The 18,100-nt window shown below is 47.5% G+C and carries 17 protein-coding genes; 7 read left to right on the forward strand and 10 right to left on the reverse strand.

The annotated features are described in order from the left end of the window. Window positions 1-75: 75 nt before the first annotated feature. Window positions 76-399 carry a hypothetical protein gene (locus tag H6G45_RS01285; RefSeq protein ID WP_190595840.1) on the forward strand — a complete coding sequence of 108 codons (324 nt, stop codon included), beginning with the start codon at window positions 76-78 and terminating at the stop codon, window positions 397-399. A 123-nt stretch (window positions 400-522) separates the two neighbouring features. Here H6G45_RS01285 and lptC read toward each other — a convergent pair whose 3' ends face one another. The 4 genes from lptC to H6G45_RS01305 all read right to left on the reverse strand — a co-directional run bounded on the left by lptC (window position 523) and on the right by H6G45_RS01305 (window position 3,405). After that, window positions 523-1,716 carry an LPS export ABC transporter periplasmic protein LptC gene (gene lptC, locus H6G45_RS01290; RefSeq protein ID WP_228025771.1) on the reverse strand — a complete coding sequence of 398 codons (1,194 nt, stop codon included), beginning with the start codon at window positions 1,714-1,716 and terminating at the stop codon, window positions 523-525. A 205-nt stretch (window positions 1,717-1,921) separates the two neighbouring features. Then, on the reverse strand, window positions 1,922-2,275 hold the full coding sequence (locus H6G45_RS01295) for a DUF5615 family PIN-like protein (protein WP_190595842.1): 354 nt from the start codon (window positions 2,273-2,275) through the stop codon (window positions 1,922-1,924). Continuing rightward, window positions 2,272-2,604, reverse strand: a complete 333-nt coding sequence (locus H6G45_RS01300; RefSeq protein ID WP_190595844.1) for a DUF433 domain-containing protein — start codon at window positions 2,602-2,604, stop codon at window positions 2,272-2,274. Before H6G45_RS01300 ends, H6G45_RS01295 begins: the two co-directional genes overlap by 4 nt. Before the next feature lie 321 nt (window positions 2,605-2,925). Further along, window positions 2,926-3,405, reverse strand: a complete 480-nt coding sequence (locus H6G45_RS01305) for a hypothetical protein (protein ID WP_228017340.1) — start codon at window positions 3,403-3,405, stop codon at window positions 2,926-2,928. 265 nt (window positions 3,406-3,670) lie between these two features. On the opposite strand from H6G45_RS01305, the gene H6G45_RS01310 reads away from it, so the two are divergent. The 3 genes from H6G45_RS01310 to H6G45_RS01320 are packed head-to-tail and all read left to right on the forward strand — an operon-like array spanning window position 3,671 to window position 5,860. Continuing rightward, window positions 3,671-4,540: a tetratricopeptide repeat protein gene (locus H6G45_RS01310; protein WP_338116575.1), complete on the forward strand. Its 870-nt coding sequence runs from the start codon at window positions 3,671-3,673 to the stop codon at window positions 4,538-4,540. Between the two features lie 52 nt (window positions 4,541-4,592). Continuing rightward, window positions 4,593-5,288 (forward strand): orotidine-5'-phosphate decarboxylase, encoded by a 696-nt coding sequence (pyrF, locus tag H6G45_RS01315; RefSeq protein WP_190595848.1) that lies wholly within the window; start codon window positions 4,593-4,595, stop codon window positions 5,286-5,288. After that, on the forward strand, window positions 5,267-5,860 hold the full coding sequence (locus H6G45_RS01320; RefSeq protein ID WP_190595850.1) for a hypothetical protein: 594 nt from the start codon (window positions 5,267-5,269) through the stop codon (window positions 5,858-5,860). The genes pyrF and H6G45_RS01320 overlap by 22 nt, the downstream gene beginning before the upstream one ends. On the opposite strand, the gene egtD is transcribed toward H6G45_RS01320, so the two are convergent. Together egtD and abc-f are read right to left on the reverse strand one after the other, a co-directional pair. Then, complete coding sequence (gene egtD, locus H6G45_RS01325; protein WP_190595851.1) at window positions 5,853-6,866, reverse strand: L-histidine N(alpha)-methyltransferase; 1,014 nt, start codon at window positions 6,864-6,866, stop codon at window positions 5,853-5,855. The two genes, H6G45_RS01320 and egtD, sit on opposite strands and share 8 nt — an antisense overlap. 457 nt (window positions 6,867-7,323) lie before the next feature. Continuing rightward, window positions 7,324-9,048 carry a ribosomal protection-like ABC-F family protein gene (gene abc-f, locus H6G45_RS01330; protein WP_190595853.1) on the reverse strand — a complete coding sequence of 575 codons (1,725 nt, stop codon included), beginning with the start codon at window positions 9,046-9,048 and terminating at the stop codon, window positions 7,324-7,326. A 110-nt stretch (window positions 9,049-9,158) separates the two neighbouring features. On the opposite strand from abc-f, the gene H6G45_RS01335 reads away from it, so the two are divergent. After that, window positions 9,159-10,634, forward strand: a complete 1,476-nt coding sequence (locus tag H6G45_RS01335) for a glycoside hydrolase family 13 protein (RefSeq protein WP_190595855.1) — start codon at window positions 9,159-9,161, stop codon at window positions 10,632-10,634. A gap of 60 nt (window positions 10,635-10,694) precedes the next feature. Here H6G45_RS01335 and H6G45_RS01340 read toward each other — a convergent pair whose 3' ends face one another. Then, a complete protein-coding gene (locus H6G45_RS01340) occupies window positions 10,695-12,359 on the reverse strand; it encodes an AIPR family protein (RefSeq protein WP_190595857.1) in 1,665 nt (554 codons plus the stop codon). Between the two features lie 307 nt (window positions 12,360-12,666). On the opposite strand from H6G45_RS01340, the gene mnmA reads away from it, so the two are divergent. Then, complete coding sequence (gene mnmA, locus H6G45_RS01345; protein ID WP_190595859.1) at window positions 12,667-13,743, forward strand: tRNA 2-thiouridine(34) synthase MnmA; 1,077 nt, start codon at window positions 12,667-12,669, stop codon at window positions 13,741-13,743. On the opposite strand, the gene H6G45_RS01350 is transcribed toward mnmA, so the two are convergent. Beyond that, entirely contained in the window at window positions 13,740-15,131 is a 1,392-nt protein-coding gene (locus H6G45_RS01350; protein ID WP_190595861.1) for a TldD/PmbA family protein, read from the reverse strand. The genes mnmA and H6G45_RS01350 overlap by 4 nt on opposite strands. An 88-nt stretch (window positions 15,132-15,219) precedes the next feature. Continuing rightward, window positions 15,220-16,200: a GHMP kinase gene (locus H6G45_RS01355; RefSeq protein WP_190595863.1), complete on the reverse strand. Its 981-nt coding sequence runs from the start codon at window positions 16,198-16,200 to the stop codon at window positions 15,220-15,222. Between the two features lie 190 nt (window positions 16,201-16,390). On the opposite strand from H6G45_RS01355, the gene H6G45_RS01360 reads away from it, so the two are divergent. Further along, window positions 16,391-16,690 (forward strand): YkvA family protein, encoded by a 300-nt coding sequence (locus tag H6G45_RS01360; RefSeq protein WP_190595865.1) that lies wholly within the window; start codon window positions 16,391-16,393, stop codon window positions 16,688-16,690. A 163-nt stretch (window positions 16,691-16,853) separates the two neighbouring features. Here H6G45_RS01360 and purT read toward each other — a convergent pair whose 3' ends face one another. Next, window positions 16,854-18,029, reverse strand: a complete 1,176-nt coding sequence (gene purT, locus H6G45_RS01365; RefSeq protein ID WP_190595866.1) for a phosphoribosylglycinamide formyltransferase 2 — start codon at window positions 18,027-18,029, stop codon at window positions 16,854-16,856. Between the last annotated feature and the right edge of the window lie 71 nt (window positions 18,030-18,100).

Here is an 18,100-nt window from a genome sequence, read left to right on the forward strand (position 1 = left end):
CTGGACAATATTTTTCAACCCTTACACTAAAGAAAAATGGAATCAAATACCCTAAGTTAGTCTGTAAAATAAAAAATGATCAAAATACCTATTTTCAGCTTTCTTGTGAAAATAAAAATAGATGTTACTGTAGACCTTGAAGGAGAATGTTATGGAGAGCCATTAGATGTAAGGTGGGACAAAGACTGTAATAGTTATACGCTAATTGAATTTGGTGAAGAGAATAAACAATTGAATCAAAAAAAAAGTAGCTATATTGTTTTGGTGAACGGAGAAATGGAAAAATATGAAAGTAGTTATATTTGTGGTTCAAGTTATGGATTTAGCTTAAACTCCGTCAATGAAGAGCTAGGTTATGAATCTTTAATATCAATAGAAAAAAAGTGTTTGACAGAATAAAATTAGGATTTTTACGATTTTATGAAAAATGCATCTAAGTTCAACTGATTACTGAATGTATCTGAGGAGCTTGGTTATGGGATTCAAGACCCTTTCTAAAATCTAACCGTTCATAATCATATTCTACTGATTAGGAAAAATTTCTGTGACTACTCTTTCTGGACTGGTACTGGTTACCACCACATTATTATCAGGCAAAGAACCCTGGGCCAAATCCCCAGTGAGGTTAAACTTTACGCCTTTCTGTTGCTCATAAACAATGTTGCCCTTAGCCTGCAACGTTTGGGGACCAAAATTATAGGTCAACTCATCCGCATATAGTTGGGATTGTTGTTCTTGGCTCGTGGTATTAGTGCCCTGTTCTAGTTTGGCAATACCGGCGGCCAGATTGACGGCTCCCCGGTTACCCCGCACTGTAATTTGTTGTTTATAATCCACAATACTAATCGGCTTATCGGTGGTCACAAAACGAGTCAAATAGTACCAACTGATCGGTTCGGCAGCAATTTGTAACGGTGGTTCAACGGATTTAAACTGATTTAAGCCCGCTAAATGTACCAACTGCTGTTTCAGCAACAATTCTGCTTGGTCGCTTTTTACTTCGTCGGTGGCAGTTTGATCAACAAAACGTACCAGGGTCAACGGGCGATCGCCAAAAACCCGATTATTTTTAATTTCCCAGGTGATTCTGTCAGTTTTGAGTTCCAGCCGACGGGGGTCTTTCGGTTTATTTTGATCCTTGGTATTGTGCTCAGTCACGGCCACCACATCACCGGAAACAATTAATTTTTCTTCCTTAGTTTCATAGCGCCCTTCCTTGGCGGTAACGGTCAAATCAGGATGTTCCCCCTTTAGATCCTGCCGAGCTGTGAGAATGCTAGATTCAGTTTGCCATTCCACCTCCTGGGCCCGCAACACGGCTTTATTACGGGGATCAAGGGCAACAATATTCTCCCGCAGGAATAGGGCTTTGCCATCTTCAATAATTTCCCCCTTATCCGCCTTCACCTGGAGTACCACTTTGCCATCTTCGTAAAAATCCCCCTTCACATTCACCAGGGTGGCATTCTTCCCATCAACGCTATAGCGAGCCTCCTCCACCTGAATTTTCCACACCGTTTGCCCTTTCGCGTTGGCCTGTTCTAGGGTGGCATTGTTGAGGGTAAGGCTACTTTCTTCCTTGGGGGGGGGAGCTTGACTGCGTTGTTCTAGGGGATCGGGGGGCGCACAACTGCTTAACATCAACGTGCTGAGGAGTAATCCTCCCCATAAAACAGAGGAGCAACGACGTAGGGGCAAAAAAAATGAAGTTAGCAAAGTTTAACGAGATAATTTGAAAATAAATGATTAAATTAGCTTCTTTTCAGCAAACAAATCCCCAGGGGAAAACTGTCAAAGATTGTCCGGCTCCATTGCCGCTCTCGGTCTTCCATTCTAAACGATCGCCTAAATCAGAGTTGTCTCCATTGGCGATCGCCATTTTTTGCTGTAGCCTGATAGCTGGTCATTGCGGGGAGCGATTTCAGAAGGGTAAAGTCATAATTTGATTGATCCATTCTTCCGCCGTTGACACTTCCCAAACCATGATGATTCCATTAATTGCTTCACGAACTGGCAGATTCTGGGCGATAACAATAACACCATAACTGTTCTGAGAAAGAATAAACTTACCAAACTCCATTGGCATTGTTTTGCGGTCGTGGGTAACTAAAATCCTTTTATCCTGCGCCGCAATGGTTAACACTTTTTGATCTTGAACACCGTCAAGACCAACTTCATTCGCCGACTGAAAATCCAGATTTGAGCATCTACGGATTACACCAGTCACGATCGCCTGTTTGAGATCAGCGTCAGCTTGAAACCTAACCCTTGTCATGACGCTTGTGATAGTCGGGCTTGACCTGCCATTAATAATTGATACAACTGAGGACTTCTTTGCTGACAATCTTTCTGTAGCTGTCCAAACTCAGCTTCCCCATTTTGCAAATATGTATTAACAAACTCACGATTAGCAAGATAAAACGTTATCGCCCCATAAACTTGCTCAAGGGAAAGAAGAGGAAAATTTTGGGCAATGACTTCCGGCGTTTCCCCCTCAAGAAAGGAATATACTACTGAGTCCAGTGAAACACGACTTCCTTTAATCCAATATCCTTCCTCTCGTTGTTCAATGTACTGCTTTGTCGGGATAGATGCTAAAGCCAAGGGACAGAACCTCGAAAAACGCTGCTTTTATTTTAGGGGAATTTCACAAGTGTCGCCGAGTCCTAAACAACGCTGCGTCAGCAGGCCTTAGCTCTTAACGTTAGCATTGAAGAGACGATTAAGTGAGTTCTTGTGTACGAATATTTGTTGTGGCGATCGCCTTTTTTGCTGTAGCCTGATCAAAATTACGACGTGGAAAGTTATGAAAGAAGACCTATTGCCCTTTCTAGCAGGGGTTGTCCTATTGGTGCTTTACCTAATTTGGTCCGCTAAAACCGAAATGGGTACCCGTTGGCCCTGGCGAAAATAGGCGCAAATAAATTATTGGGATGGGCAAAATTGGTTGAGATAGTCAGAAACTAGAGCTATGCGATTGGGTTGGGTTTGAATGGTGAAAGCTTCCCGTTCCAAGTCCTGGCGATGAATTTCGTTATAGCGCAACCAAAATGGCCGGGCATAGACCAATGGTTCAACTGTTACCCCCAAAGGAGCTAGTTGCCCTTTGCCTTTACATACCTGGGCGGCGTGTACCGCCTCATGCACAATAACCGGCACAGCGATCCCCAACTCAAAGGTGAGAGGGTGAATCCAGATGGTACGGCTTTGGGCATTTAGCAGTCCATAAGCTCCCCGTTGGGGAGGAGGGGATAGTAATACCCTAAAATTTTTTGCCTCTAATTGTTGCTTTAAACTGGCAAAATCTGGGTCCACAGGAGATGTTTGGGCATTAATTCCATTAGGGGAAACGGGCAGTAACCAAAAAGTGCAAACTAGGCTCCATTGAATCAATCGGCTTTGCATAGACAAAATGGGGCTAATGGGTGGGGATGAATTGCTAGGGTCGGGGTGAAGGCCAAATTTTCGATGTGGCTGAGCTAACATAAAATCTGATTAAAAATGCCGTCGGAGCCCTTTGGCCGAGATTAATCGCCAAAACAACGTTGGGCTAGATACAATAAACCCTACACCTCAAAAGTGTTGGGCCTTGCCCCGAAGGGTAGGCTGGGAGACTACAATTTCCCCCACCAGGGCTCAGAATATTGATTGATCGATGGAAAAAATTACTGTGTCAAAACGTCATTGGTTGCTTTTGTGGGGATTACAATTGGGCTTGGCCAGTGCTGCGGCCCCGGTGTTTTCCCAGGCGATCCTGCCCTACACCCCCAATTTAGACCAACAACAGTTAGAGGATCAGGGGCTGGCACTCACGGAAGATGTGGTGCAATTGGTGCGATTTCAGCAGTATGACCTGGCCTTTCCCCGGGCCAAACTTGCAACCCAACTAGCGCCGGAGCAGTTTCAAACTTGGTTCATTCTCGGCACCCTTTATCTACAACAGGAAGAAGTGGAGCCGGGCATTGAAGTGCTGAAAAAAGCTGAAGCCATGGCCCCGGAGGAAGCGGGCATTAAATTCACTCTAGGTAATGCCTATTTTCAACAGGGGGAGTATAACCAAGCAGTGGAAGTTTTGCTGGCCGGTTTAGCCCAGCGCCCCGACACCCCCGCCGCCCTCTTTGATTTGGGCAACGCCTATCTAAAATTGGTTAAATATCCCGATGCTGTCACTGCCTACCAAAAGGCTTTGAAGGCGGAAGAACAGTTCTGGCCAGCCTTGAACAACATTGGTTTGATCGAATACGAGCAGGGAAAAATTGACACTGCCCTCAAACGTTGGCAAGAGGTGATCAAAATCGATGCGGAACAGCCGGAACCCCAATTGGCGATCGCCGTGGCATTGTACAAGCAGGGCAAAACGGAAGAGGGATTGCGCAAGGCCCAGGATGCCCTTAACTTAGATAGTCGCTATGGGGAAATTGATTTCCTGATTAAGAATCTTTGGGGAGAGAAGTTAGTGGCGGACACTAAGGCCCTATTTGCCACCCCCACCATGGTGGAAGTGTTGCGGACCTTGCCGCCCCCCAGTGATGATCTGTAGTGGGCTAGGTTTTGCTGGCCCGTTTTGATAAGTCGTTAACCTTGCCATTGCCATGACCCCAGACCAAGTAATTGTTGCCCTGGATGTGCCGGATTTGCCTAAGGCGATCGCCCTGGTGGATTGTTTGCCGGGGGTGAATTTTTGGAAAGTGGGGCTGGAATTGTTTGTGGGGGCTGGGCCAGGTATTTTGGCGGAGTTAAAGGACCGGGGTAAGCGCATCTTTTTAGACCTGAAATTCCACGACATTCCCAACACGGTTTTGGGAGCCTGTTTGTCTGCCAGTCGGTACGAAGTGGATTTGTTAACCCTCCATGCCACTGCGGGGAGTCAAGCCTTAACCCTGGCCGCCCAAGCCATGGCCCCCTTGGAGCATCCCCCCAAACTGTTGGCCATTACCCTACTCACCAGCATTGGCGATTGTCAATTACGGGAAGAGTTGCAACAACCGTTGGCAGTGGAGGACTATGTCAGCACCATGGCCCAGTTGGCCCAAAACGCTGGCATTGATGGGGCAGTGTGCTCCCCCCAGGAAGTAGCTAAGCTAAGGCAAATCTGTGGCCCGGATTTCTTACTAGTTACCCCCGGCGTGCGGCCCCTCTGGTCTGCCCAAGGAGATCAGCAACGGGTAACCACTCCCTCCCAGGCGATCGCCGCTGGTGCCGATTATGTTGTTATTGGCCGGCCCATCACTGCTGATCCTAATCCTGAAGCCGCTTGGGAAAGATTATGCCAAGACCTTTCTACCTGAACCTGTTGCGGCTCTCCCAGGCTGTCAAATTTGGCCTATCTGTCACTGGTCTGACCTTGGTGGTGCTCGCTAATCTGGGACTAAATCCCAGCCAAGCCAGAAATCGGCCATCCTCCCACCAAGGCCACTGCCAGCAATCCCTGACGGAATTGATGCCCCCCCTGCTGGAAGCGTTGCCCAGTTATACCAATCGGGTCATGCAGCGGAGTCAGATTGGCGGTGTGCCCTTGAGGACCTACATTTTAATTGCCGGCAATGCTGATTTTGATCCCCTCCCCCTAGCCCAGCAACAGTGGCAACCAGCGGTACCGGACACCACTAAACAAGTCTTTTTTACCACCCTAGAAAGGAGTTACACCGACCAACGGGCGATCGCCAGTCAGAATTTTTACTGGGCATTTTTTGTGCAAACGGGCCAAGGTTGGCAGTTGGCGTTACTGTACCAACAATTGGGGGGAAGCTCCCCAGACCAGCCCACTTCTCCCCGACGAGATGCCAGCACCGGGGCGATTGCCCAAGGCATTCGTTTATGGTTGAGGGATTGTCAGGCGGGGGTGTTTGCTGCTAGTTAACCCGGCTTAAAATGACTGCAAACCATTGCTGGTCATCGGTCCACATTTGCAGGGGCTCTAGGCCATGATCCGCCAACTGACGGGGAATGGCATTGGGATTATTAGCTTGGAGAGAAAATTTGCGGGATATTTCCGTGAGAATGGTTTCCCCGGCTTGGAAATTAATCGTTAAACCAACGTTTTCCAGCCGTACTGCTTGCTTGGTGGCACTGCGTAAATACATTTCAATTTGGGATTTTTGCTGGTTAAATATGGCCCGATGGGAAAAATTATCCAACGCAAAATTGCCCTGGAAACGCCAATTTAAATGGCGCAACATATTCAAATTAAATTCCGCTGTCACCCCCTGGGCATCGTTATAGGCCGCCTCTAAAATATCAACTGGCTTACACAAATCTACTCCTAGCAAAAAGTAATCCCCTGGGTCTAAAGCTTGCCTCACTTGCTCAAAAAAATCTTGACAATCATCAGCAGAAAAATTACCGAGGGAACTGCCTAAAAAGGCCATTAAGCGATGGGGATAATTATGATGGGGTAATGATGCCAGGGCCAACTGATAGGTACTCACCAAACCCTGGACTGTTAATTGGGGATAAGTAGCTAAGATAGCCTCGGCATTTTCTTTTAAAATTGCTTCGCTAACATCAACGGGAATATAGCGTAGGGAAATATTTTGTTCCGCAAAGGCATCCAGTAAAATCCGGGTTTTGGTGGAACTGCCACTACCCAATTCAATGAAGTCACAGGCCCCCGTAATCTGCACCAATTCCTTGGCGATCGCCTGGAGAATGCTGGCCTCCGTACGGGTAGGATAATATTCCGGTAGTAGGCAAATTTGCTCAAACAGCAGGGAACCCCGGTCATCATAAAAATAGTGGGGGGGCAAAGTTTTGGGGCATTGCTGCAAACCGACAATGACATCTTGGCCATGGTTGACATAGCTCTGGGGATGGCTGAGGAGACGGTTTTCAAGCTGCAGGCGGGGGGAATTTTGAACGGAGACCATGGTGAGGTGCAAAAACTAACACATCCTCGCACCATAACCTGAACTGTCCCTCCAGATCGACCCCCAGACCTTGGTTAAATAGCGACGAGGCTTGGGAACTTACCTAGGCGCAGGACAAATCTTCCCCATTGGTCTGAGAAAGTCCAGAATGATATTTGGGACATCACCTCAGACCTTGATAATGAAGTTTAAGAGCCTGTTGGTACAGTTTTGGTTAGCCTCTAAATCGACCCACTAAAACTTAGGTAATACTGGGAGCCTGTTTGTAAAGTTTTATTTTGCCCCCTAAATCTTTTCACTAAAGCTCCGGCAATACTGGGGGACTTCGCATCTGTTTCCCCCCGAATTTGGGGGGTCAGGGGGGCTTTTAAAGCACGTTCTGAAGACTTGCATTTCTCCCCTTTATCAACGGGTTAGAGGAAGAAACAACACCATCGTCTTCGTTTTTTCCAGATGACTAGGGAACAATGACGTTTTTGCTTTTTTGCTCTGCTTTCTTCGCCGCTTGCTTGGCTCGTTTTTCTGCTTGCTTTTTAGCAGCTTGTTCAGCGGCCAGACGACGTTTTTCCTCGGCTTTTTCCGCCTCTAATTTTTCCAAATAGTAGTGGTAATCACCGCTGTATACCACCAGTTCCCCATCCCGAATTTCCACTATCTTATTAGCTACCCGAGAAATAAAATAACGGTCATGGGAGACTAGCACCACGGTGCCTTCATATTCCTGTAAAGCTTCCTCTAACATTTCCTTGGCGGGAATATCTAGGTGATTGGTGGGCTCATCAAGGATGAGAAAATTGGCTGGAGTGAGCAACATTTTTGCCAGGGCTAAGCGGGCTTTTTCTCCACCACTGAGGGCGGCCACTTTTTTAAACACTGTTTCCCCAGAAAAGAGAAATCGTCCCAACAGAGTCCGCACTTCTTCATTTTTCCAGTCGGGTACTTCATCATGGATGGTCTCCATCACAGTTTTTTCCAGGTCTAAAGCTTCTGCCTGGTTCTGCTCAAAATAGCCGGGCAAAATATTATGTTCCCCCATTTTTATTTGCCCTTCTTCTGGAGATTCCATACCCATAATCATCCGCAGAAGGGTGGATTTCCCACAACCGTTGGGGCCTAGAAAAGCAATACGATCGCCTCGTTCAATTTCTAAATTAGCACCGAGAAAAAGTAGCTTATCGTTGTAGGAATGGGAAATGTCTTCAATTAGTGCCACTTGACGACCACTACGGGGGGCAGGGGGGAAATGAAACTTAAGGGTTCTGACACCACCAACGGGGGCCTCTACCCGTTCAATTTTTTCTAGTTGTTTTTCTCGGCTTTTAGCTTGGGTACTGCGGGTGGCACTGGCCCGGAATTTGTCCACAAAGGCCTGTTGTTTAGCCAAAGCTTTTTGTTGATGTTCGTAGGCACTGGCCAAGGCCAGGCTACCTTCTTCCTTTTGCACAAGATAACTGGAATAATTACCCAGGTAGGTGGTGGATACCCCCCGTTCCGTTTCCACAATTTTGGTACAAAGACGATCTAAAAATTCCCGGTCATGGGAGATGATCACCATGGGGGTTTTCAGACCCTTGAGATAGGTTTCTAGCCATTCAATGGTTTCTAAATCTAAATGGTTAGTGGGCTCGTCCAACAATAGTAAGTCCGGCTCCTGCAGTAGAATTTTGCCCAAACTGATCCGCATCTGCCAACCGCCGCTAAAGGAACTCACCAGGCGATCGCCATCTTCCGGCTCAAAACCAATTTCCGGCAAAATCCGCTCAATTTGCGACTCCAACCGATAACCGTCTAGGGCTTCAAACTGTCGTTGTAATTTATCTAATTTATGAATTAAATCTTCCAGGGTGTCCGGATCGGCCACCTCCATAGCCTGATGGACATGGTGCATGGAGTCCTGAACCTGGTTCGCCTCGGTGAATACGGTCCACATTTCCTCCCGTAAAGTACGGGTGGGGGTAACGTCAAATTCTTGGGTTAAATGGGCGATTTTCAGGGCCGTTGGCCGAATAATTTCCCCCGCAGTGGCCTCCACTTCCCCCATAATGATCTTGAGTTGGGTGGATTTTCCGGCCCCGTTGACCCCCACCAGGCCTACCCGTTCTTCTGGTTTAACTTCCCAGTTCACATCTTTAAGAACTTCGCCGGTGGGATAAATTTTGCGGATGTGTTCAAGTCGGAGCATAGGAATAAACCTGGAGGGAAACTGAGCTTCCAGTTTATCGAAAAACTGGCGTTAAAACCCCGTCCCCCACCATTGTCCCTGCGAGAGTATTAGCGAGGATTATCATCACCATGGTTGCAACCCCAGATTGGGTTAAAAAAGCTGTTTTCTATCAAATTTTTCCGGATCGTTTTGCCATTGGCCGCCATCAGGCGATCGCCGTTGCTCAACAACCAAAGTTAGAGCCATGGGACACTCCCCTCACAGTGCAGGGTTATAAGGGGGGAAATCTTTGGGGCGTGATTGAACAGTTAGATTACCTCCAGGAATTGGGTATTACGGCTCTCTATTTGACCCCCATTTTTCAGTCCGCCTGTAATCACCGTTACCACACCCATGACTATTACCAAGTGGACCCTCTCCTGGGGGGCAATGAAGCGTTGCAGGCCCTACTAACTGCTGCCCATAGCCGGGAAATAAAAGTGGTTTTGGACGGAGTGTTTAACCATGCCAGTCGGGGTTTCTACTTTTTCAACGACATTTTGGAAAACGGGCCCCATTCCCCCTGGTTAGATTGGTTTTACATCGAAGACTGGCCTTTATCGGCCTATGACGGTTCTTTGCCGGCTAATTATCGGGGTTGGGTAGATTTGCGAGCCTTGCCGCAGTTTAACCACGATAATCCCGACGTGCGGGAATATTTAATGCGGGTAGGGGAATATTGGATTGCCCAAGGCATTGATGGTTGGCGCTTGGATGTGCCCGATTGTGTCAAAGCGGAGGGGTTTTGGGCGGAATTTCGCCGTCGGGTCAAAGCTATTAACCCGGAAGCCTACATTGTGGGGGAAATTTGGTGTGATGCTAGTCCTTGGTTAGGCGGAGATCAGTTTGATGGCGTGATGAATTATCGATTCACCGAACCAACAGTGGCCTTCACCATTGGCGATCGCCTGCAAAAAGAACATCTACGGGGGGAAGAATACCGTCCTTACCCCGCCCTCAACGCAGATGCCTATGGAGAAAAAATTAGCCAACTTCTGCAACGACACCCCTGGGAGATTCAGTTAACCCAATTGAATTTGCTCAATAGCCACGACACTGCCCGCCTATTAACCCTGGCCAATGGCGATCGGCCCAGCGTTAACTTAGCCCTCCTACTAATGTTTACTTTCCCCGGTGCTCCCTGTGTTTACTACGGTGACGAAGTGGGCTTAGCAGGGGGAGCAGATCCCGATTGTCGCCGAGTTTTTCCTGCAAAAACTGATTGGGATTTAGATTGTTGGGAATTTTATCGTCAATTGATCGCTCTGCGCCATCGCTATCAATGCTTGCAACTGGGGGATTACAAAATTCTCGTCACGGCAGGTATGGGCTATGTTTTCCAACGGCAATACGGCGATGAAACCTTAATTATTGCTGTTAATGCGGGAGACAATGTTACAGAAATTTCATTGTCTCCAGAAATTTTAGATTTAGACAAAATAGAAAGGATAGAGTCTATTTTTACCACTGATAGTCAAATAGAAATCCAACAAACTCCATCGGTTTTATCTGTAACTATGCCGCCTCAGTCAGGAAAAATTTTTAGATTTGGACATCAAGAATGAAGCCGCACTAATACAGTCCCGCAAAAATATTTAAAATCAAACATCTTGAGTAACGAGAATTTATTCAAGTCGGCTGATTAGATCACCGCGCCGGAAGGTTGCAGATAGTTGCTGTAGGGAAATCTCTTGTTCTCCATAAAGATCTTCGAGTGCCTTTTGAATATCCTGCAATGAAGCATTAAAATAAATCTCACCATTTTTCTCAATAAGTTGTTGGGTAAATTGAAAATTTTTGTGGCTAATATCTTTTATTTGAACATTCATCTCATTCAAAAGTTTTTGTCCCATCTGCATTGCAATAAAACATGAAGCATAGCGAACAAAGTCTGGGTCAGTGGTTTCTGGTCTTTTACGACGATTTTCTGCAATTCTGTAAAGTTGAACAGCTACTATTACCTGGGCTCCGTTTAATTGTTTAGTGAATATCGAATCATATAGTTTTCCAAAATGCTCACGGGAGAAAAATTTTGCTTGGTGAGGTTTTCTTCTCCAAACAGATAATACTGCCTCAGCGGCTACCCCCGAGGTGATATCGGCAGACCGAGTATTAGTATCAGATCGTTTCCGCCGATAGTTAAATCCCAATTGCTTAATATCCATTTCTAATCTTTGTTGGCGTTCATCATTAGCTCGTAAATCTTTGAGATCTACTGGATTTTGGCTATTAGTAGCGTAGGTTATTCTTTGCACTAAGCCTTCATTTTCAGGGGGCAATTGATAAAGTCGAAGAAGAACATAGGCTTGGGCATTTTGATGAAGTAAATGTGGTTGCTGTAAAGTTTTAGATATGGTTATACAGGTCTGACCACCATTAATAATTTGTAAATTCTCGACACGTACTTGATAATTACTGTCCTGCAGTGCGTTATATGAAAAGCTGTCACAAGTTAGGGTTATCCCATTGTTATAAAAGTAAAAATTATTTTTTTCATCACTAGTTAAAGTATGACGAATGTCCTCGTTAACACGATTTCCTTGTAATCCTAAATAGCGACGAATATTACGCTCTAATAATCGTTCACCATGTCGATCAATAAGTGTGGCAATTTCGGTGACGGAAATTCTACCTACCAGTACCCGGCTGAACTCCATATCTTCAACTATAGCTTTTCCACTCAGCTGTAAAGTATCTTTTACAGGTCTGGAAGCTTGAAGAATTTTTACGAGCCGGTCATGGTTGATATGTTCCCATGTAACCTGATCTCCAAATCCAGCACGCTCAATAGCTTCTTCACCAGATGAATTCCATTTCAGCCCATTATTACAAGCCAGCGCTCTAACTTGTGGAATATAACCATCCCGAATTAAACTACGAGCTTCTTCCACTTTTGTGAGTAATCTTTCATTAATGTATTCTAGTTTGGCGGCCGGATTAAATAAATATTGAATGGCGTTTATTAGTGCCTCTATCCCTTCTTCAGGAAAATTGGAATTCCCCTCTAGCTTTTTTTTATATTTAGCTTGAAATAAACTAACTGTAAATTCGCCGTCATACTCCTCCGAGATGTGCATGGCATCAACTCCAAAGTCTCCTCCTCCTTCGGTTAAGCAATCAAAAGCTTCATCGTTGTCTAAATCTAATATAGTCTTAACACATAGATAAACAAAGGCAAGAGGTTTAAATTTATTTTCATCTTTTATGTCTAATTCTTCAGAAGCTTTTTGGCGAATATCTTCAACAATTGATAACAAACGTTGGTCAATGATAGAGATATTAATGTTCATATATTTTTACTCCATAAATAGACAACAAATAGATAAGATAATCTTATCTCACTTGACCCATTCAAAAAAATTCCCATGGATATGTTGCTGTCTTCTTGATTTAACTGATTTCAAGCATGGAAAAGATCGGATTAAGTTTTGTCAGCCAGGTCCGATGGTAATAGTTAGCGATCGCCGTCAACTGTATAACCAACTCTTGGGTTTTGGATTACATCGGTTTTTAGCGGTAGTTTTTCTAGGTTAAGCTGAGTTAGGGCCTATTTGTTAGAGCAACCCTTGTCAATTTAGAGCGCAGAGTAAACGAGCAATGACGCAGAAAGTAGTGGTGGGACTATCCGGTGGGGTAGATAGTTCGGTGGCGGCGGCCCTGTTGCACCGTCAAGGTTATGGCGTGGTGGGGGTGACTCTCTGGTTAATGAAGGGTAAGGGTCAGTGCTGTTCGGAAGGGCTGGTGGATGCCGCTTCTATCTGTGAACAGTTGGGAGTACCCCATGAAATTGTGGACACCAGGGATTTATTCCAAAATCACATTATTGATTATCTGGTGCAGGGTTACGGTGAGGGAGTGACTCCATTGCCCTGTTCCCAATGTAATAAGGCGGTGAAGTTTGGCCCTATGTTGCAATACGCCCAACAGTCCCTTGGTATCGATAAAATTGCCACGGGGCACTATGCTCGTATTCGCTTCAACGAAGACAGTCAACGCTATGAGTTGTTGCGGGCGGTCGATCGCCAGAAGGATCAATCCTATTTTCTGTATGACCTGTCCCAGGAAATTTTGGCGGCCACCCTGTTTCCCCTGGGGGAACAAACCAAAACTGTGACCCGACAGTTGGCGGCGGAGTTTGACCTCAGCACAGCAGAGAAAAAAGATAGTCAGGATTTATGTTTAATTGAAGCCCATGGCTCCATGAGGGACTTTTTGGACAAGTACATTGCCCCAAAAGCGGGGGAAATTGTCGACCTGTCCGGAGTGGTGTTGGGTCACCATGAGGGCATTCACCACTACACCATTGGGCAACGGAAAGGGTTGGGCATTGCGGCGGCGGAACCTTTATACGTTGTTAAACTCGATCCGGTGATGAATCGGGTTATTGTCGGCGATCGCCAGAGTGCAGGCAGTGGGGAATGCTACGTGCAAAGGTTAAATTGGGTTTCCATTCCCGAACCAACGGCCCCCATCCGTTGTGAGGTGCAGGTGCGCTACCGTTCTGCTCCGGTGACGGTTAATGCCATTCCCTGGGACGACCAACAAATCAAACTGGTGTTTGATGAACCCCAATTTGGCATCACCCCCGGCCAGGCCGCTGTGTTCTACGACGGCGATCGGGTGTTAGGGGGAGGTATTATCTGCCCCCAAAGGTCCGAAAAAACAGGAGTCTAGGCGGCATCGCCCCCCACCACCACATCCCTAATGCGTAAACTGGGGCCACCGCAACCCACTGCTAGGCCATTTTGGCCCCCTTTACCACAGCCCCCGGACTCATCCCAATAAAAGTCGTCGGCGATCGCCTCGATGTTAGCCAGGGTTTTAAAGACATTGCCAGAGAGGGTCACATCTTTAACAGGTTCTGCTAGCTGGCCATGGCGGATCATCCAAGCCTCCCCCGCACTGAAGGTGAACATTTCCCCATTGGTCATACCCCCGAGCCAGTTTTGGGCATAAACCCCCTCCTCAATGCCGTCTAACAAATGGGCCACAGGGGTTTTTCCCCGGCCAATCCACGTATTGGTCATGCGCACAATGGGGGGATAGTGGTAATTCAAACAGCGGGCATTACCAGTGGGTTGTTCCCCCAACTTTCCTGCCGTTTCCCGGGAGTGGAGTCTGCCCACCAACTCGCCGTCTTTAATTAGTTGGGTGGTGGTGGCTGGTACCCCTTCGTCGTCAAAACCGTAACTGCCCCGGTGCCCTGGGGGGGCCGCCCCATCAAAAATTTGCAACTCCGGCGGGCCAAAGCGTTTCCCCAAGCTCATCACTTCCAAAAAGTCGGGATTTTCGTAGAGCATATCTGCTTCGGATAAATGGCCAAAGGCCTCGTGGACAAACAGCCCAGTCAAAATGGGGTCAATCACCACCGGATAAATTTTTCCCTGCACTGTGGGCAAAGTTAACGCTTTCACCGCCCGTTTCGCAGCCCCCTGCACCACGGCATCTAAATTTTCCAAGTCCCCATAGCCCCGGCGGGAGCCTGTGGTTTCCCTACCTACTTGCACCCCATTGCCATCCTTTGCAGTGGCGGCAAAACGCATTTCCAAGTCCCACCAACATTGCTCCAACAAAGTCCCTTCCGAAGTGGCGAGCAACACCGTTTGTTGACTGTCGCCATATCGCACATGGGTGGTGGTAATTTTATCGCTGGTGCCCCGGAGCAGATCATTGTAATGGTCACAGAGGGCTTTTTTATCAGCCAAACTAATCTCACGGGGGTCTTTACCCGTCAAAGGATTAATAAAGGTTTGCTGGACTGGATCAATGGGAGCCAACAGGGTTTCATCGTCCCCAATTAACCGGGCCGCGGCGATCGCCTCTTCTAATCTTCGGCGTAACTGCTCCCAACGATTAAAACTGGCAAACCCCCAACCCCCTTGATGGCAAACCCGCACCTGGCCACCAATGGCAATGCCCTCACTGAGAGTTTCCACCTGGTTACCCCGTAAGCTAATTTGGGTGCCTTCAGACTGTTCCAACCGGATACTGATAAAGTCCGCCTGGGACTGGTAACGGCCAATTAGTTCCGGTAGGGTTGCTTTAATGGTGGCTAAGTTCATTGGAGAAGAATTAGGGAATTATTAACCATGATACTTTTCCCACCTCTGCCTAACCGCCAAGGTCTTATTAAGTTAAACAGCCTTCAACCTAGGAGAAGATGATTTGGGAACCGGGAGCGTTAATTTTCACCGATAAAACCTGATGATTTTTAAAAGTTTCCGCCAAACGGGGATGCACTGATGGTGGGGCAAAAAATAACATAAACCCCCCCGCTCCGGCCCCCAGCAACTTACCGCCCCAGGCCCCTGCTTCCCGCCCCTGTTGGTAAATACCGTCAATGTCGCCGTTGGAAATGCCCACATCCAAGCTCCGTTTTGCCTGCCAGGCTTGGTCCAGTAACTCCCCAAAGGCAGATAGGCATTGGTTGCTGGTCAAAATATCCCAACCCTTGTCCACCATGGCACGCATCAGTTTGAGGGTTTCTCGGTTATTTCCCACCCGCTTTAATTGCTTTTCCACCACATTGGCCGCCCGCCTTTTAATACCGGTAAAAACAATAAAGATATGTTCTTCAAACTCCGCCATCCTTGCCGGGGCCATGGTGACCCGACTAACCACAATGTCATCTTCCTTACGGAATTCCACTAAGTTAAATCCCCCCATGGCAGCCATGAGTTGATCCTGACAGCCCACTTTATCGTTGACTAAATGCCTTTCCACATAAATAGCTTCATAGGCCAAATCCAAAGGACGAATAAACTCCCCCTTGAAAGAGTGCAAAGCCTGGAGCAAGGAAACGGTAAAGGCAGAAGAGGAACCTAGGCCGGTAAAAGCTGGTAAATCTGCCACATTATGGAGCTCAATATCCTTTGCCAAACCACAAAATTTCAGACATTCCCGAAAAACCACATGCTCCATCTCGCTGGGATTTTTAACCAATTCCACTTTGCGATAGGAAACTCGAATGGAATAGTCAAATAAGTGGCTCAGAAAAGGGCTAGCAGTGACGTAGGAAAATTTGTCGATCGCCGTGGCTAGGACCGCACCACCATGCTGGAGAAAATACTCAGGATAATCAGTTCCCCCACCAAAAAAACTAATGCGGACAGGGGCACGGGAAATCAGCATGGGCCTGGCAAAGACAAGGTTAACGACAGATACATTATTGCCGACTGGGGGGCAATGTCAGCGTTCAATGCTAAAACCACTGCCCAAACCTAGCCCTGGAGAGGAATCCGTCCCTAGCCCTGGGAGTTTTCCCCCCCGGATACCCCAGGGGATCTGCCAAAATTAAACTATTCTTTCCCCATAGCACCCCATGAAATTTTCCCTCGAATCCCTCTACGGCTGGTACCGTCAAATGCTCAACCATCCCCGGTACCGCTGGTGGATTGTTCTTGGCTCCTTGGTGTATCTCCTCAGCCCCATCGACTTTCTGCCCGACGTTTTCCCTGTGCTTGGTTGGATTGACGATGGTTTAATTGCCACTTTATTAGTCTCAGAAATTTCCCAAATGGTCCTCACTGGCTTGAAAAATAAAGCCGTCAAACAGGAAAAGAATGCCCCCCAGGAATCGGTGGTGGTAGATGTGGTGGGACAGGATGCAGCCCACAGTTAATTCAATTGTACTCAGTTTAGCTTGTCGTTGCATTCCTCCGATTCTCTAACCCTGGAATACCTTCGGAGTCAGAGGATTTCGAGAATGGAATCAAGTCGCCAAAACCTAGACTTCTGTGAACTTCCCTAGTCAATTTATCCCCTGGGAAGTTTTTGTTTGCCAATTATTCCGTTTGCACAATTACCTTTTCGGCCACGGCTTGGGCTAAGCGTCGAGCTTGATCAACGGATTCTCCCCGAGCTAGGGCTACCCCCAGACGACGATGGGGTCGGGCATTGGGTTTACCAAATAACCGCAAATCCGTATGGGCTTCGGCCAAGGCTTCTGCGACTCCACTGTAACTAAGCTTCTCCCCAGCTTCAGGGGCCAGAATAACCGCACTGGCGGCGGGGCCCGTTTGTTGGATGAGGGGAATGGGTAAACCTAAAATGGCCCGCAAATGTAACTCAAATTCGTTCAAATTTTGGGAAATTAGGGTAACCATACCGGTGTCATGGGGCCTGGGAGATAATTCGGAAAAAATCACTTCCTCCGGGGTAATGAAAAATTCCACCCCAAAAATGCCCGCTCCCCCCAATGCATCGGTGACTGTTTTGGCGATCGCCTGGGCCTGGGCTAACTGCCCTGGGTTTAAAGGGGCCGGTTGCCACGATTCTTGATAATCTCCCCGTTCTTGCCGGTGGCCAATGGGATCACAAAAGAGGGTTTCCCCCTGCCATTGGCGGATGGTCAGCAAAGTAATTTCCAACTCGAAGGGAATGAACTCCTCCACAATCACTTTCGTTTGATCCCCCCTCGCTCCGGCGATCGCCGCTTGCCAAGCTTGGGCTACCTCTTCATCACTGTTAACCACCGATTGACCCTTACCAGAGGAAGACATCACCGGCTTAACCACGTTGGGAAAACCGATGGTCTGGCTAACTTGCTCCAACTCGGCCAGACTGGTGGCGTAGTCGTAACGGGCAGTGCGCACCCCCAATTGTTGGGCGGCCAACTCCCGAATCCGGTCCCGGTTCATGGTGAGATTGGTGGCTTGGGCCGTGGGAATGACCCTATAACCCTGGGTTTCTAGCTCCAACAATTTTTCTGTGCGGATCGCTTCCACCTCCGGCACAATCCAATCCGGCTGATATCTTTTTACCACTGCTGCCAGGGCATCCCCATCCAACATGGAAATGACTTCTGAAACCTGGGCCACCTGCATGGCCGGAGCATCAGGATAACGGTCCACCGCAATTACTCGATTACCCAATCTTTGGGCGGCAATGGTAAATTCCTTACCCAGTTCCCCGGAGCCAAGTAGCAAAAAGGTTTGGGGCAAAGTGACGGGGTTGACCATGGTTAAATGTTAGAGGGCAAGGTTAAACACCGGCTAGGGTCCCGGTTTTCCCCAGTTTCCCACAGTTATTG

Source organism: Synechocystis sp. FACHB-383 (assembly GCF_014698605.1).
GTDB lineage: Bacteria > Cyanobacteriota > Cyanobacteriia > Cyanobacteriales > Microcystaceae > Synechocystis > Synechocystis salina.

Coding starts and splice junctions, on each gene's coding strand:
- H6G45_RS01285 (WP_190595840.1), top strand. CDS start 76: ATGATCAAAATACCTATTTTCAGCTTTCTTGTGAAAATAAAAATAGAT.
- H6G45_RS01295 (WP_190595842.1), bottom strand. CDS start 2,275: ATGACAAGGGTTAGGTTTCAAGCTGACGCTGATCTCAAACAGGCGATC.
- H6G45_RS01305 (WP_228017340.1), bottom strand. CDS start 3,405: ATGCAAAGCCGATTGATTCAATGGAGCCTAGTTTGCACTTTTTGGTTA.
- pyrF (WP_190595848.1), top strand. CDS start 4,593: ATGACCCCAGACCAAGTAATTGTTGCCCTGGATGTGCCGGATTTGCCT.
- H6G45_RS01320 (WP_190595850.1), top strand. CDS start 5,267: ATGCCAAGACCTTTCTACCTGAACCTGTTGCGGCTCTCCCAGGCTGTC.
- egtD (WP_190595851.1), bottom strand. CDS start 6,866: ATGGTCTCCGTTCAAAATTCCCCCCGCCTGCAGCTTGAAAACCGTCTC.
- abc-f (WP_190595853.1), bottom strand. CDS start 9,048: ATGCTCCGACTTGAACACATCCGCAAAATTTATCCCACCGGCGAAGTT.
- H6G45_RS01335 (WP_190595855.1), top strand. CDS start 9,159: ATGGTTGCAACCCCAGATTGGGTTAAAAAAGCTGTTTTCTATCAAATT.
- H6G45_RS01340 (WP_190595857.1), bottom strand. CDS start 12,359: ATGAACATTAATATCTCTATCATTGACCAACGTTTGTTATCAATTGTT.
- mnmA (WP_190595859.1), top strand. CDS start 12,667: ATGACGCAGAAAGTAGTGGTGGGACTATCCGGTGGGGTAGATAGTTCG.
- H6G45_RS01350 (WP_190595861.1), bottom strand. CDS start 15,131: ATGAACTTAGCCACCATTAAAGCAACCCTACCGGAACTAATTGGCCGT.
- H6G45_RS01355 (WP_190595863.1), bottom strand. CDS start 16,200: ATGCTGATTTCCCGTGCCCCTGTCCGCATTAGTTTTTTTGGTGGGGGA.
- H6G45_RS01360 (WP_190595865.1), top strand. CDS start 16,391: ATGAAATTTTCCCTCGAATCCCTCTACGGCTGGTACCGTCAAATGCTC.
- purT (WP_190595866.1), bottom strand. CDS start 18,029: ATGGTCAACCCCGTCACTTTGCCCCAAACCTTTTTGCTACTTGGCTCC.